The sequence below is a fragment of the Pantoea sp. PvP021 genome (assembly GCF_054056055.1).
Map to the genome: position 1 here is coordinate 394,323 of NZ_JBSRXX010000002.1, position 15,312 is coordinate 409,634.

General features: G+C 53.9%; 15 protein-coding genes and 1 riboswitch. Of the genes, 6 read left to right on the plus strand and 9 right to left on the minus strand.

Annotated features, from left to right (window positions below; all coding sequences use genetic code 11):
• Both ACVKSX_RS11000 and ACVKSX_RS11005 read left to right on the plus strand, forming a co-directional pair.
• Positions 1-741 (plus strand): nitroreductase family protein, encoded by a 741-nt coding sequence (locus ACVKSX_RS11000; protein ID WP_354438636.1) that lies wholly within the window; start codon positions 1-3, stop codon positions 739-741.
• A 166-nt stretch (positions 742-907) separates the two neighbouring features.
• On the plus strand, positions 908-2,110 hold the full coding sequence (locus ACVKSX_RS11005; protein ID WP_010246959.1) for an MFS transporter: 1,203 nt from the start codon (positions 908-910) through the stop codon (positions 2,108-2,110).
• A 63-nt stretch (positions 2,111-2,173) separates the two neighbouring features.
• On the opposite strand, the gene ACVKSX_RS11010 is transcribed toward ACVKSX_RS11005, so the two are convergent.
• Both ACVKSX_RS11010 and ACVKSX_RS11015 read right to left on the minus strand, forming a co-directional pair.
• Complete coding sequence (locus ACVKSX_RS11010; RefSeq protein WP_010246960.1) at positions 2,174-2,389, minus strand: YdgH/BhsA/McbA-like domain containing protein; 216 nt, start codon at positions 2,387-2,389, stop codon at positions 2,174-2,176.
• A gap of 109 nt (positions 2,390-2,498) precedes the next feature.
• Positions 2,499-3,416: a LysR substrate-binding domain-containing protein gene (locus ACVKSX_RS11015; protein ID WP_236352495.1), complete on the minus strand. Its 918-nt coding sequence runs from the start codon at positions 3,414-3,416 to the stop codon at positions 2,499-2,501.
• 161 nt (positions 3,417-3,577) lie between these two features.
• Between ACVKSX_RS11015 and ACVKSX_RS11020 the strand changes: the two genes are divergently transcribed.
• Positions 3,578-4,258: a type 1 glutamine amidotransferase domain-containing protein gene (locus ACVKSX_RS11020; RefSeq protein ID WP_033760671.1), complete on the plus strand. Its 681-nt coding sequence runs from the start codon at positions 3,578-3,580 to the stop codon at positions 4,256-4,258.
• Positions 4,259-5,343: 1,085 nt separating this feature from the next.
• On the opposite strand, the gene ACVKSX_RS11025 is transcribed toward ACVKSX_RS11020, so the two are convergent.
• Entirely contained in the window at positions 5,344-5,856 is a 513-nt protein-coding gene (locus ACVKSX_RS11025; RefSeq protein WP_235330826.1) for a LysR substrate-binding domain-containing protein, read from the minus strand.
• Positions 5,857-6,255: 399 nt separating this feature from the next.
• Here ACVKSX_RS11025 and ACVKSX_RS11030 point away from each other — a divergent pair, with 399 nt between their 5' ends.
• Positions 6,256-6,780, plus strand: coding sequence for a phenolic acid decarboxylase (locus tag ACVKSX_RS11030; RefSeq protein WP_010246964.1), 525 nt, complete (start codon positions 6,256-6,258; stop codon positions 6,778-6,780).
• Between the two features lie 19 nt (positions 6,781-6,799).
• On the opposite strand, the gene clcA is transcribed toward ACVKSX_RS11030, so the two are convergent.
• Together clcA and ACVKSX_RS11040 are read right to left on the minus strand one after the other, a co-directional pair.
• Entirely contained in the window at positions 6,800-8,128 is a 1,329-nt protein-coding gene (gene clcA, locus ACVKSX_RS11035; RefSeq protein ID WP_085978741.1) for a H(+)/Cl(-) exchange transporter ClcA, read from the minus strand.
• 154 nt (positions 8,129-8,282) lie between these two features.
• Complete coding sequence (locus ACVKSX_RS11040) at positions 8,283-8,591, minus strand: YicS family protein (protein WP_010246966.1); 309 nt, start codon at positions 8,589-8,591, stop codon at positions 8,283-8,285.
• Positions 8,592-8,756: 165 nt separating this feature from the next.
• Here ACVKSX_RS11040 and ACVKSX_RS11045 point away from each other — a divergent pair, with 165 nt between their 5' ends.
• Positions 8,757-9,983: an FAD-dependent oxidoreductase gene (locus tag ACVKSX_RS11045; protein ID WP_207253866.1), complete on the plus strand. Its 1,227-nt coding sequence runs from the start codon at positions 8,757-8,759 to the stop codon at positions 9,981-9,983.
• A gap of 152 nt (positions 9,984-10,135) precedes the next feature.
• Positions 10,136-11,902, plus strand: a complete 1,767-nt coding sequence (locus ACVKSX_RS11050; RefSeq protein ID WP_129063319.1) for a sensor domain-containing phosphodiesterase — start codon at positions 10,136-10,138, stop codon at positions 11,900-11,902.
• A gap of 42 nt (positions 11,903-11,944) precedes the next feature.
• Here the strand turns inward: ACVKSX_RS11050 and ACVKSX_RS11055 are convergent, their stop codons facing one another.
• The 4 genes from ACVKSX_RS11055 to ACVKSX_RS11070 are packed head-to-tail and all read right to left on the minus strand — an operon-like array spanning position 11,945 to position 15,100.
• The gene (locus ACVKSX_RS11055) at positions 11,945-12,880 is read right to left on the minus strand and encodes an ABC transporter substrate-binding protein (RefSeq protein ID WP_010670447.1); all 936 of its coding nucleotides are present in this window, start codon (positions 12,878-12,880) and stop codon (positions 11,945-11,947) included.
• A 23-nt stretch (positions 12,881-12,903) separates the two neighbouring features.
• A complete protein-coding gene (locus tag ACVKSX_RS11060) occupies positions 12,904-13,665 on the minus strand; it encodes an ABC transporter permease (protein WP_354438631.1) in 762 nt (253 codons plus the stop codon).
• Positions 13,662-14,402: an ABC transporter ATP-binding protein gene (locus ACVKSX_RS11065; RefSeq protein ID WP_124890641.1), complete on the minus strand. Its 741-nt coding sequence runs from the start codon at positions 14,400-14,402 to the stop codon at positions 13,662-13,664. Before ACVKSX_RS11065 ends, ACVKSX_RS11060 begins: the two co-directional genes overlap by 4 nt.
• Complete coding sequence (locus tag ACVKSX_RS11070) at positions 14,399-15,100, minus strand: TenA family protein (RefSeq protein ID WP_354438629.1); 702 nt, start codon at positions 15,098-15,100, stop codon at positions 14,399-14,401. Before ACVKSX_RS11070 ends, ACVKSX_RS11065 begins: the two co-directional genes overlap by 4 nt.
• A gap of 68 nt (positions 15,101-15,168) precedes the next feature.
• Positions 15,169-15,271, minus strand: a riboswitch (TPP riboswitch).
• Between the last annotated feature and the right edge of the window lie 41 nt (positions 15,272-15,312).

The window sequence follows — 15,312 nt, forward strand, 5'->3', positions numbered from 1 at the left end:
ATGAGCGAACTGATTGATATTTTTACAAGTCATAAAAGTGAACGCAGTTTCACTGAGCAACCTGTCGATGAAGCTGTGCTGGATCGGATTATCAGTACCGCTTATCGCGCACCGACATCAGTAAACTCGCAGCAGGTTTCTGTGGTGATCACGCGTGATGCCGGACGTCGCGCACAGATCGCCGCCATTGCAGGCGGTCAGCCGTGGATTGCCAAAGCACCGGTGTTTATCACCTTTGTGCTGGATATGCATAAATCAGCCGTGGGAATGGCCACGGTCGATCAGCAGCAGATCGCCCATCAGAGCATTGAGAGTATCGTGTCGGGTTCTACCGATATCGGTATCGCGCTGGGATCGGTAATGGCGGCTGCGCGTGCCGAAGGTCTGGGGATTGTGCCAATTGGTGGTATCCGTCGCGACCCACAGGCGATGATTTCACTGCTGGAGCTGCCGCCGCTGACCTTCCCGGTGGCGGGTGTGGTAATCGGTCACGTAGACGAACCGGCTCATCAGAAACCACGTCTGCCTCTGGCGACGTTCCGCCATGATGAGACTTACCAGACGCAGGGTCTGGAGCAGCAGATTGCAACCTACAACGATGAGATGGTTCAGCATTGGAAGACGATTGGTCGTAATGACGGTGAGAGCTGGAGCGAAAGCGTCAGCGGTTACTATAAAAACATCTACTTCCCGGATGTACTGCCAGCACTGCTGAAGCAGGGTTTTGGCACAGATAAATAGTTCGCTCTCGTTATTGAGTGAATAGAAAAAGGCCATCCGTAGCGTTTACGGGTGGCCTTTTTCATTTTGTTACTATAACGAAAGGTGACTTTCCACGTCGTAACACATAATTTCCCTTTTAACCGAAGCGCAACTGCCTCTAACACTTACCTTCCAGGGAAATAACATGTCTCAGCGTTCACTCTACGCGCTCTGTTTAATGAGCTTTTTTCTGGCCGATGTCCGCGACGGCCTGGGGCCATTTCTGGGCATCTTTCTTACGGAGCGACACTGGCAACCCGACGAAATCGGTCTGGTAATGACCTGTGGCGGTATCGCCGGATTACTTGCCACGCTGCCGGCAGGGATCGCCGCCGATGCGACCCGCCATAAAAAAATCATTGTGCTGCTGGGCTGTCTGGTGATTACCGTTGCCACGCTGCTGCTGTGGTACAGCAATCAGACCTGGACGGCGATGGTCTCGCAGGTTGTAGCCGGCCTGGCTGCGGCGTTTATCGGCCCGACTGTGGCGGGGATCACCTTAGGGCTCACGGGTCAGCGCGGCTTTAACCAGCAGATGGGACGCAACGAGGCGTTTAATCATGGCGGGAATACGATTGCTGCATTGCTGGCCGGTTTTTCAGCCTGGTACTGGGGCATGGGTGCCGTTTTCATTCTTATGACGGTAATGGCGGTTTTCGCTGCTTTCGCTACGCTGGCAATTCGCGGAAATGAGATCGATAACGATGTGGCGCGCGGTTATGAACCGCATGAAGAGCGTCAGCCAGCGCTGCACTTATCAATGTTGTTGCGAAACCCGGCGCTGATGATCGCCGGTTTGACGCTGCTGCTGTTTCATCTTGCCAATGCCGCGCTGCTGCCGATGCTGAGCATGCGCGTCGCCTCGGCAGGCGGCCAGGCGGCGATCAGTCCGGGCCTTTACGCGGCGGCAACGGTGGTGATTTCCCAACTGGTGATGATCCCGGTCGCGCTGTGGGTATCTAAACGCGTTGATACGCACGGCTATCGCCTGTTTATCATGATCGCCCTGATGATATTACCGCTGCGCGCGGTTCTCGCCGCCGGCTTTGCCGGGCCGATTTTTGTCATTCCGGTTCAGGTTCTGGATGGTATTGCGGCCGGGATTCTCGGTGTGGCGGTGCCAGGCTATATTGTCTCCCTGCTGCGGGGTACGGGTCATGTTAACGCCGGGCAAAGCGTTATTATGCTGATGCAGGGCGCAGGTGCCGCGCTGAGTCCCGCCATGACGGGCATGATCGCCGCACGTTATTCTTACAGCACCGCGTTTGCGGTACTCGGCGCAATTGCGCTGGCAGCGCTGATTCTATGGTGGCGCACCGGTAGCGCCCCAGCCGCCCGTCTGGCCTGATCGGACACAAAAAAGGCTGCCCATTGGGCAGCCTCTTCTGGCTAATCCGTTTGCGACCATCCGTTATTTATACAGTTCTGCGGTCATGTGAACACGGTTGTTGGTGTTCGCTTCCGTAATTTTATACTGCGCACCCTGTTCCTGAGCCTGAGCAGCAATTTTTGATTCTGCGCCATCCAGTGTGGATGAGGTGACAGAAACGCTCTCGGCAAAGCTGCCAAAAGAGATCAGAGAAAGAGTTGCGAGTGCGGCGATTGAAAGTGCTTTTACGTTTTTCATGGTCATATTCCTGAGTTATGAATTGGGAGGATGTTTGCCTCCGATGGGAATAATAGTAACTCAGGTTATGATATCAATATTAACTATTAGTGCGGCAATGGTGATCGTGCTAATTGTCTATCTGAGGATCAGACAGCGACTGTGCCGTCTCCGTTATCAACGCCCTGAACCAGCGATGGGCAGGATCGTCGCGATAGCGTGCATGCCAGCCCATTTCAACCGGAAAGGTGCCCAGGTCAACCGGCGCGGGAATGATTCTGAGCCGCTGATCGCGTGAAAGGTGCTGACAGATCAAACGCGGCAGGGTCGCGCAGTAGTCCGTGACCGCAATCATTTCCGGCACGGCCAGAAAGTGTGTGACGGAGACTGCAACCTGACGACGCAGGCCTCGCTGTTCAAGCGCCTGATATAAACCGGCGCGCATACGGCCAGGCGGCAGAACGTTGACGTGCTTTAGCTGCTCATATTGCTCCGCGCTGAGGTTTTCGCCCACCAGCGGATGATCGGCGCGTATCACGCAGGCCAGACCTTCATTCATCAGGTGCTGAACGACGAGATTGTCGGGCGGCTCCACGATACGGCCCAGCACCATATCGGTATTACCTGAAATCACACCGGTTTCAGTGACGTCATTGCCAAAAGGAGTGAGGCGGAGTCGGATGCCGGGCGCACAGCTCCTCAGACGAGCCACGATGGCAGGCATCATGATGAATTCGACATAGCTGTTAGGCGCAAGCGTGAAGAGCCGGGTGGCATGAAGCGGATCAAAGTCCTGCTGGCCAAGAATAACCTTGTCGATCGATGACAGCGCAGCACCGACCACCTGAGCCAGCTGTTCCGCTTTCGGCGTCGGTCGCATCCCGTAACGCTCGCGGATAAATAGCGGATCGTTGAGCGTTTCACGCAGCCGGTTTAATGCATTAGAAAGCGCCGGCTGGGTTATGCCAAGCCGTTCCGCTGCGCGGGTAACGTTGCGCTCTTCCATCATGACCAGCAAAACTGGCAGTAAATTCAGATCGTATTTCATTAAGCTATAATGCTATGTGAATAACTGAAATTGAAGAAATAAATTTCATAAATATTCGTAACCCCGCCATGATTAACGGGTCAACGCAGAAGATAGCGGCTCAGACGCTGGTTCTGACTATCCTTACACCTGAAACCGACTAACTGTTATATGGAGCGGAAATGAAAATTTTAATGGTTTTGACCTCGCATGATGAGTTGGGCACCACTGGCAAGAAGACCGGTTTCTGGCTGGAAGAGCTTGCGGCACCTTACTATGCATTTCTTGATGCGGGCGCAGAGATTACCCTGGCTTCACCGAAGGGCGGACAGCCTCCACTCGATCCAAAAAGTGATGAACCCGATTCTCAGACTGATGAGACCCGCCGCTTCCATGCCGATTCTGCTGCTCAGGCAGTACTGGCCTCGACCGTCAAGCTTGATACTGTTGATCAGGAAGCGTTTGATGCCGTTTTCTATCCAGGCGGCCATGGTCCTTTATGGGATCTGGCAAACGACAAACACTCCATTTCGCTGATTGAGCAAACCCTGCAGGCGGGCAAACCGGTTGCGCTGGTCTGTCATGCTCCAGGTGTCCTGCGTGATGTGAAAAATGCTAATGGCACGCCTCTGGTCAAAGGAAAGAAAGTTACTGGCTTCACGAACAGTGAAGAAGAGGGCGTTGGCCTGACTGAGGTGGTGCCGTTCCTGGTTGAAGATGTGCTGAAACAGAACGGGGGTCTCTACTCACGAGGCGATGACTGGCAGTCCTATACGGTTCAGGATGGCTTGCTGATTACCGGTCAGAACCCAGGTTCATCAGCCGAGACCGCGAAGGTTTTACTGGCAAGCCTGGCGAAATAAAGATCTTTACAGCATGCTGAGTTCTGAGGGCGCCTGCGGGCGCCTTTTTTTATTGCTACCGTTAAGTGTCAGGATAGATAGTGACCTGCTTAATTATTCAGGTTGAATAGATTAGGGCTCAATTTTTCTTAACATTGATAATAAATTTACGGGCGTTTCAGAGCTAAATGATTGCCTGAAAAATTCACTGCAAATATAAACATGTTTTTAAAACCAGTGTTGACATCGTTTTTTATACCCGTAAAGTAGGATTCATCAGCGGCGTGCAGTTGCCCTGATAGACTGAAAACCAAAGGTGTGTTATGTGTTAAAGGTGCCGACAAGTGTTTGAGTTGATGTTGTCGGTGGTTCTGTTAAACATTGTTCTTTGAAACTGTTCGTTAGTTAATGATAACCCTGTTAAATGGAGTCGAAGTAAGTCTTTAAGAAGTATGTAGTATCGCGTCGCGATGATGTAAGGCCTCGTAGCTCTGAACGTTACGTTACGACAGGATACGATTGCGGTTTAAACGTCGTAATGAAAGTAAGGCAACGCATCAAAGAGTATATATCGCGATGGGGGTGTGCAGATTTATACGGGCCTGACCTGTCTTTGTCTCCTGAAAGACTATCAGGTGGTTGAAACCGATAATAATAGTGGCATTTCAGTATCGTGATCATTATTATCCGCAGGATCTGTTCATAAATAGCAGTACCGAAGTAGTACCTATCAATTAAGTTAGTTAATGGTAAACGTAAAATCTGTAGTACCTTAAAAGCCCTGGCTATTTCAGTCAGGGCTTTTATCATTTTACGTTGTCTGTCAGTTCTTTTCAGAACGTAAATATGAGTAATTAACATTATCAAAGCAACTTTTCTCGATAATATTTAAAGTGACTCACGCGCGATTTATTTTTCTGCTATTTTTTCCTCAGTTCAACACTCTTTTTCCTGAATTCCCCAGCATCAATTTTTACCCCGCTATCGACATAGCAAAGCGCGATTTTGCCTTTTCGACGTCGGACAGAATGCGATATAACGCCCCGTTATCCTGTCTGTTGCTTAAACAAAATCGCAAAACAGTGAGCCGGAGTCCGCTATCCCTGTTAATACACCACCGTTTTAGCCACGGACGCCAGTCGTTCACGCAGCCACTCATGCCCTTTGTGATGATGGGTTCGGTCATGCCAGGCCATGATTTTACTGAAGCCGGGGATGACCAGCGGTGGCGGCAACATGACCAGACCCGTGGTGTCGACCGCCAGTCGTTTCGGTACCACGCTTACCAAATCAGTGACGCGCAAAATTTCCGGGAGCAACAGAAAACTGCAAACTGAGAGCGTTGCACGGCGTGCCCGGCCAATTGCAGCCAAAGCCTGGTCGGTGACCCCATGAACTTTTCCGACGGGCCACGAAAACAGCGCATGATCCTGCGCACAGAACTCATCCAGCGACAGCGTCGCACTGCCCGCCAGAGGATGATTTTCACTCAGCAGACAAACATATTCTTCATTGAACAGTTGCTGCGTATGCAATGTCGGCGGCGTGGTCTCTGGCGTCAGCAGCGCCACATCAACGTCCCCATGTTCAAATTGTCCTGACAGTGTCTTATCTGGCAAGGTAATGATGAAAACATAATCAACCCAAAAAAAGGAAAATGCATATGTTATACTTTTAAAGTTATTGAAAAATAAGCTCTATATCCAAAATATACTGAAGAAAGACTTACTCAGCATGGTGATAGGTGACTGATAGATTTCTCACATAAAAACTATTCATCTATAAGATTTAATTAGTAATTTATATTAAAATATCTCTTTTCAGGAGTCTATAGCCTTCAGGGAGCCGGGAAGGGTTTTTTAATGGGTTTTTAATTTACCCATCGCAAACCTTTTCCGTTTTCAGATGGCAAAAAAATCAATCTGCGTCATAGTCAATATTCACCGAGTTATTGCGCTATACCTTTCTTTTGAAATTCATCTGCGCCTGTTAAGTGCGCTATTCAAACAGAGGTTAAAATGTCTGCAGAATCTCCAGAGAATATCTCCAGCGATCTTTCACAGTTCGTCGGTACGCATTTTGTCTATACCTACGATAATGGCTGGAAATATGAGTGGTACGCTCGCAACGAAACCACCTGCGACTACCGCATTCATCAGGGACTGGTAGGTGGCCGCTGGGTGACCAACCAGAAAATGCATGCGATTCAGTTCGCCCCTGGCATCTACAAAGTAGACTGGCATGAGCCCACCGGCACCTGCGTCAGCCTGCTGTTTGATCTGAATCGCACCCTGGTTCACGGCACAATTTTCTTCCCGCAGTGGATTGCCGGTGAAGGTCAGCATCCGGAAAAAACTATCTGTTATCAGAATGACTTCATTGAAGATATGCACCGCTTCCGCGATGAAGGGCCGGCCTATCCGTATGTGATCATTCCAGAGTTTGCGAAAGTGACCTATATGAAGAATGAAGGTCCAGATAACGATGAAGTGATTAATCAGGCACCTGGACAGATGCCTGCTGACTATTTTGATGGTAAGTAATTAAGCCGGTCACCCGCCCCTACGGGCGGGTCGCTTCTGCCTGACGCGCCAGCGTGCGGGCCAGTATTGAGGAGTAGAGTGGTTTCCCTCCCAGAAACTGCGCCAGCAGCGTAGCGCCCAGACAGGTAATAATCATCGGCAATATCAGCTGATAGTTATCGGTCATCTCCAGCACCAGCACGATACCGGTCAGCGGTGCCCTTACCGACGCCGCAAACAGTGCTCCCATCCCCGCGATAGCAAAAGTGCCCGCTTCCAGATGATAAAACGGGAAGAGGTCCGACATGGCCACCCCAAAGGCTGTGCCGAGCAGCGTACCCAGCGCCAGCATCGGCGCAAAAATACCGCCTGGCGCACCTGAGCCAAAACAGAGCAGGGTGGTCACCAGCCTGACCAGAAAGATGATCAGCAGCAGGGTGAACGGGAAGACGCCATGGACCGCCTGTGGGATCAGTTCTGAACCGCCGCCTGCGCCAGGTGCAAACAGCAGAGCCAGAATACCGCAGCCGCCGCCCAGCAATGCACCGGCCAGCACTACGCGTGCCGTTTTACCGGCATAAAAGCGCGCAAAAAGGTCCTGCGTGATAAATATCAGGCGATTAAACAGGACGCCGACCATACCGATAATCATCCCGAGCACCAGATAGAGCCACAGCGTCTGCACCGGCGCATCAGCCAGCTTACCGACGGAGATCACCGCCTGTTCGCCGTTGAAACAGCGGAACACAATGCTGGCCATAATCACACCGGTAAACACGGCTTTAATTGAAATCAGGTTATAGCGGAATTGCGGACGCATCTCCTCGATGATAAACAGGATGCCCGCCAGCGGCGCATTAAACGCTGCCGCCAGACCGGCCGCCGCGCCGGTTGCCAGCAGCGTATGGCGTGCCTCATTGCTGCGCATCCCCAGAATATCAATGACCATGCGGCCAATGTTCCCGCCCAGCTGCACTGTCGGGCCTTCCCGGCCCAGCACCATACCGGCACCCAGCGTGCCCATGCCGCCAAAGAACTTCACCGGAATCACCCGCCACCAGCGCACAGGCCTCAGCTCTTCCAGCGCCCCTTCAATTTCAGGGATACCGGAGCCACCCGCTTCGGGAGCAAAGCGCCTGACGAGAAAATATCCCACCATCGCCAGCAGAGCCGAGATGGCAAAGGCGGCGGCGTAGAGCATCCAGCCCTGAAACTGCGATGGTATAAGCGTGTCAGCACGCCACTGCTGTATTGTTTCAACGGCCCGGGCAAACGCTACGCCCGCCAGGCCAACCAGTGTACCGACCAGCGCGGCACAGAACAGCATCGCCAGCGGCGTTTTATCACGATAGAGCAGGGCGCGAAACATCCGGCTGCGCGCCGCGATGGAGCGGGGAACATAAACCGGCTGCGGTGATTCTTCATTCATTGAGAGACATTCTTGTTCAACCAGACCAGCGCCCCAGTTTACTGAGTGATAAGGTGAAAACAAACGTCAGGATCAATTTCATCGGGGTAAAGGGTTAATTCGTCTGTGGTGGACAAACCACTTGCGCCATGCGTTCGCGGTAGGCTGGATCATCCTGGTTTTTCAGCGCCTGAGCCGCCGCGGCCAGCGTGACCTGATTCTGCTTCTGGTTCTGCTTATCGTTAAGAAACGTCTGACGCAGTTTTTCATCGGAGATGGCTGGCGATAACTGGCACTTCTGGCGCAGATCGTCAGTTATCTGCTGCTGACGCAGCGCAAACTTCAGCGTGTCGTAGGGTGCGGCTGCCACAATCAGCGGGCTTAACAGCGGCAGAATAAACAGCGTGTTGCGGATCACGTTCATGATGGTCTCCTGACTGCTGAGGACAGGATCGGGTCTTCGGCAGTTTTCAGTTGATATTAATCGCATTGAGTGATTAGCCTGAGCACAATATCCCCGACCGACTGCGGCAACGTCGCCACGGTCGACGCAATAATCATAGCAATACTGGCGTGACAGGGAGCTGACATGCAGCCACATTCCACTGAAATTCTCACCGCTGACTGTTGTATCGTCGGCGGTGGCCCGGCCGGATTAATGCTGGGTTATCTGTTCGCCCGCGCAGGCCTGCGCGTGGTGGTGATCGAAAAGCACGCCGATTTTCTCCACGATTTTCGCGGTGACACCATCCATCCCTCGACGCTGGAAATTATGCACCAGCTCGGCCTGCTGGAATCTTTCCTGACGCTGCCGCATCAGCGTGCCGAAAAGCTGGAGGCGGAAATCGGCGGACAGAGTATTACGATGGCCGATTTCTCACGCCTGCCGGTTCAGTGCCGTTTTATCGCCTTTATGCCGCAGTGGGATTTCCTGAACTATATGGCTGAACAGAGCGCCCGGTATTCGGGCTTCAGCCTGCTGCAGTCGACCTCTTTTGAGTCGCTGAATGTTGAAAATGGCAAGGTCAGTGGTGTGATAGCTTCCCGCGGGAATCAGCAACTGCACATCCGCTGTAAACTGGTGGTCGGTGCAGATGGCCGCCATTCACGCGTACGCGAAGCGGCAGGACTGACCGGACAGGAATTCGGCGCAGCACGCGATGTCATCTGGTTCCGCTTAAGTAAACAGCCGCAGGATCCCGATCTGGGTATGGGGCATAAAGGTCCACGCCAGAACTTTATTGTTATCGATCGCGGCGACTACTGGCAGTGCGGACTGACTATTCCGAAAGGGGAGTTTGAAGCGAAACAGGCCGCCGGACTCGACGCATTTAAAGCGGAAGTTGCCGCACTGTCGCCGTTCGGGCCTGCGCGCATGGCGGAAATCGAGAGCTGGGAGGCGTTCAAACTGTTGACGATACGTATTGACCGCCTGGATAAGTGGGCGAAGCCCGGGCTTCTCTGCATTGGTGATGCGGCGCATGCCATGTCGCCGATTGGCGGGGTTGGCGTAAATCTGGCGATTCAGGATGCGGTAGCGACGGCGAATCTTTTGACCGATCCTCTGAAGCGGGGAGAACTGCAGCTGCGCGACCTGGAAAAAGTGCAGAAGCGCCGTCAGTTCCCTACCGTCGCCACACAGTTTTTGCAGATCAAAATGAGCCGCAGCAAAGCAAAAAGAAAACCTACGGGAAGCAGCAAGGTTCCCGTGATTATCCAGCGCCTGCCGTTTCTGCGTTTTGTACTGGGACGGCTGATCGGTCTGGGCTTCAGGACGGAGTCGCCGCAGGTTGCGCACATGAAAGAAGAGCGTTAAATGATTTCGACAGCGATCAGATATCATGCGACACTGTTTCACTGTGAAAGTACTGTCAGATTGAGCCGCTATTTATCTGATAATTGGGCGCTAATTGAGCATTTCTGAGCTAAATTATTTTCGATTTTTGCGCCTGCATAGGAGAGGTTTCAGTGCATAACGAGCAAAATGGCAGCGACGTAAAACGTCTGAGTGCGATCAAGGCACTTTTGTCCCCGGATGAAGCCCGGGATAAGGTGCTGGAAAGATTCGTTAATCTCGCCAGCCAGGTGCTGGGTATTTCTGGCAGCTTCATTTCAATTATTGACGATCATAACCAATATATTAAAGCGTCCCGCAACTTCGATCTTAAGCAATCGACCCGTGATGAATCTCTTTGCCGCCACGTCATTGATGGTGAGGGACATCTGGTGGTGTATGACACGTTACTGGATGAGCGCTTTGTCACGCACCCGTTTGTGAAAGGCGATCCGCATATTCGTTTCTACGCCGGTGTCTCGCTGCAGAACCTCGACGGCGCGGTGCTGGGCACGCTCTGCGTCACCGACACCCAGCCACATCCCTTTAGTGATGAGAAACTCGCTACGCTGCGCTCACTGGCTACGCTGGTCACCTCATTTCTGGATGCCTGGAACAATGCGGGTTTTGCCGACGTCATTACGCACCTGCCGAATCGCCCACGTCTGATTCGTGATATTCAGCAACTGACCCTTGTCGCACCAGAGAGCCGCTTCCGCCTGATTCTTATCGACTGCCTCGACATCATTCGCGCCTATGAGCTTTCCCGTGCGGTGGGCATTGCGCCGATGGAGAAACTGCTAAAGCAGATGGCGCAGGATGTCGCTCACCGGCTCAATCTTCCGGAGAATGAAACGCTCTATACTTTCGCCCCAGGCCGTTTTGCCATTGTTCAGCCCTACTCGGGTCGTTATACCGCACATAACATGATCGACCTGTTTAAGGGCATGAAGGCCGATCTGGCGGAAAATATCACGCTCGACCTGGATGTCTTTACCGGTGAAACAGAGTTTGTACCGGGCCAGATGGATGCCAATGAAACGGTGCGTCAGGCCGTGAGCGCGCTGCATGAGGCGGTGGATGAGAACATCAGTGCAATGTGTTTTGAAGAGAGTTACGACTCGCGGCGCACCGATGACTTTATGATCATGAACGATCTGGCTCAGGCGCTGAATAAAGACGAAGAGCTTTACCTGGCCTGGCAGCCTAAAGTGTGTCTCAAAAGCGGTAAAACGGTCGGGCTGGAGGCGCTGATCCGCTGGAATCATCCTGAGCGGGGCGAGCTTTTCCCTTCAGAATTCATTCCGTTAGCGGGTAAAACCAACCTGATTTCCGATCTGACCAACTGGGTTATCGATCACACCATTGAGCAGCTTGCGCGCTGGGATCGCGAATACGATCTGATTCCGGTTTCGATCAACGTCAGCGAACGCGACTTCGCAAAGCCCGATTTTGCCGATCGGCTGGTGGCAAAATTAGCGGCGGCTCAGTTACCCAATTCTATTCTGGGCATTGAGTGCCTGGAGAATGAACTGATCACCAAAACCAATGTGGCGATCAGCGGGCTGGAAGCGCTGAAATCACACGGCTTTGTGATCTCGCTGGATGATTTCGGTACTGGCTACAGCAACATCAGCTATCTGCAGGATATCCCGCTGGATGTGATCAAGATCGACCGATCCCTGATCTCGCGTATGGGTGAAGATGACGCATCAAAAATCATCGTCAGATGCATTATTCAGATGCTGAAAGAGCTGAACTACACCGTGCTGGCTGAGGGCGTTGAGACGGAAGCCACCCTGACGTTGCTGAAAACTTACGGTTGCGATCAAATCCAGGGCTACTTCTTTTCAAAACCGCTGCCAGCCAGCGATATTGAACACTGGCTTTATCAGAAGTGATGCCAGGAAAATGGCCCGCAGCGATCGTTGCGGGCTCTCTTATTACTCACTGCCGGTGGCGTAGCGCTCAACCGGCGTGATGCTTTTAATCAGCTTGTTATCAAACAGAAATTGCTCGTAAGCCTGATAGCGTGCGCGATCCAGTTTTGCCGGATCGGCGGCAAACAGCGGCAGGGTGGCACGCCATGCCTGATGATTCAGCGGCGTGTTCAGCTCCGGATGCGCGCGGGCAAAGGCCTGCCAGCTCTCCTCCGGGTGCGCCTGCAACTGCGCATTACCCTTCTTCAGTGCCCGCAAAAACTTTTTGATTTTCTCCGAGTGTGCCTCATCACGGTTGGCGACGATGATCAGTTCGTCATAGGCCGGAACACCATAATCCTCGACGTTGAAGACTACCGGTTTTTTACCGTGCTGTTTCATCTCCAGCGCTTCGATATTGCGATAGCCGCCGATAACCGCATCCACTTGCCCGGTCATCAGGGCGCTGGTGAGCTGGAAATTGACGTTAACCAGCTTAACCTGATCGGCTTTAACGCCATCATGGTTCAGCATGGTCGCCAGCGTCGCCTGTTCAATGCCACTGACGGAATAGCCGATGCGTTTCCCTTTTAAATCGGCTGGTTTTTTTACCGTTTCGTCTAACGTCATCAGCGTATTCAGCGGACTGTTAATCAACGTCCCCACACGCATCAAGGGCAATCCCTGATCGGCGAAGAAATGCAGCTGCGGCTGATAGGTAATCGCTAAGTCCGCCTGCTTTGCTGCCACCAGACGCGGCGGCAGCGCCGGATCGGAAGGCGGCACAATGTTAACCTCCAGCCCTTCTGCCGCAAACGCGCCGGTCTGCTGGGCCACCATAATTGGCGCATGATCGGGATTGATATACCAGTCGAGCACCAGTGTCAGTTTCTCCATCGCCTGAGCCTGTGTGGCTAAGGTGGCGCTGAACAGCAGGGTAAACAGAGGCATTTTTGTCATGGGTTTTCTCATTGGTTTAGTCATTAATGTGTCTCGGGTGCCCAGGTAATCAGGCGGCGCAGCAGGTTGTCGAGGGTCAGCCACAGGGCCAGCGTCATCAGCACCAGAATAAACAAGGCGGCGAAACAGAGGTCGCTCTGCATCCGGGCGTTGGCATTCAGCATCACGTAGCCCAGCCCCTCGGCCGAGCCGACCCATTCACCGATGATTGCGCCTATTGGCGCGACGGCTGCCGCCATCCGCAATCCTGAGCCCAGGGCGGGCAGCGCGGCTAACAGCCGGACATGGCGCAGTTGCGCTGCAGGTGATGCGCCCAGCGTGCGAGCCAGATCGAGATAGCCGGGCGTGACGCGACGCAGGCCATCAAAAAAGGCGGAGGTCACCGGGAAGAAGATTACCAGGACGGCCATCGCGACTTTGGCGCCCATGCCGAAACCAAACCAGAGCACCAGCAGCGGCGCCAGGGCAAAAACCGGAATCGCCTGGCTGGTGATCACCAGCGGCATCATCCAGCGCTGCAGCCACGGTGAAAAGGTCATGCCCAGCGCCAGCACGCTCCCCAGCAGCACGCCGAGGGCCATGCCGCTGACGATCTCGGTCAGGGTAATCAAAGTGTGATGGCCGAGATAACCTGCGTTTTGCCACAGTGCGATGGTGACCGCAGCGGGTGAGGGCAGCAGAAAGGCCGGAACCGAACTCAGTGTGGCGAGCCACCACAGCGCAATCAGTCCGGCAAACAGCATCACTCCACGGTGAAGACTGGCAAAACCTTTGTGTAATCTCATCCCGCAATCCTGCTCAGCTGCTTCAGCAATGCGGCCTGACTCTGCAATACCTGTATGTCGTCTGCAGCCCGCGGTGGCTGACCCGCCAGGGGCGGGCAGGTTTCAATTCCCGCAGAACCGATCACCAGCATGTGGTGACTGAGCCGACAGGCTTCGGCGGCGTCATGGGTAATCAGTAGCACGGTGTGTCCGACCAGCACTTCTGCGGCCAGCGTCTGGATCTGAGCGCGGGTGAGGGCATCCAGTGCGGAGAAGGGCTCATCCATCAGCACAACGGGCTGACGGGTGTAGAGGGTGCGGGCCAGCGCGGCGCGCTGACGCATCCCGCCAGAAAGAGTCGCGGGTCGCGCATTTGCAGAATGGCTCAGACCTACCCGCATCATCAGATGCTGCGCCCAGTCGCGATCGGCCCTTTCACCTCTCAGGCGGCTGGCGAGACAGACATTTTGTTCAACCGTGAGCCACGGATAGAGCAGATCCTGTTGCCCCATCCAGGCGATGCGTCCGGTCAGTGGCAGGCCGTCGCTGCCGCTGACCTGCCCGGCGGTGGGTGGCGTCAGACCAGCAATGACCCGCATCAGGCTGCTTTTTCCGACGCCGCTGGCACCCAGTAAAGCGGTAAAAGCACCGCCCGCGATCTCCAGATCAAGCTGGCTGAAGAGTGGCTGCTGGCCATAATTCAGGCTGAGCTGGCGAATTGAAATGCCTGGCGGCACCGGATGGCACGGCAGGTTCATGAGCTGATCCGCTGGGCGGCAGCATGGTTGAGACCCATCTGCCAGAAAGCGGCTTCCAGCCGGGTTGCAGTGGTAAAAATCTCCGCCAGCGGGTTAAACCGGTGTTCACCGGCGCGCTGCCGGGCCAGGGTTTCAAACAGTGAAAGTGAGGAGCGAACGCCAGCCAGATAGGCTTCGTCGCCGTAATTTTCTATCCATGCCGCGTAAGGGTTCCCCTCAAAGCGGGTTGCGGGATCATGCAGTAGTGTCAGGCCAATTTCAGCGTAACCGGCAACGCACGGCATCAGCGCGGTCAGCAGCTCCAGCGCATCCCCGGTGTGACCCACGTCCAGCACGTAGCGGGTGTAGTTGAGCGTTTCCACTGCCTCGGGTTCACTCGCCATAGCCGCCTCGCTGATACCCCATTGCTGGCAGTAAGCCAGGTGAAGTGGCAGTTCGCTGACGATGGCGTTAAGCGATGCCGTTGCGCTGCGTAAGGCTGCTGGCTCGGAAAGTTTGCTGATCAGCAAGCCCCAGGCACGGGCGAAGTGCAGCAGAAACAGAAAATCCTGGGTGAGATAGTGGCGGAAGGCGGCGGATGGCAGGGTGCCCTGACCGAGTTGCCGCACAAAATCGTGCCCGATATAGGCGTGCCATTGACTGCCCGCCTGCTGGCGCAGACGACCATAAAAGCCGGTGTCGAAAAGCGGATGTGACATAGGATCTCCAGTAACAGGGAGATCCGGGCATACGGTCTGGAACAGGGAATGTTGCAGGAGATGACGCAGAAAATCTGCCGACCCGTCCCTTCGCTGGCATGACCCAGATCAGGTTCAAAGGGTTCGGCTTACGCCATCTCAGCCCATTACAGGACACCCCTCGGAGACATTGGTTATACGATAATTACTGCCGGAGTACAACGGCAGAAATA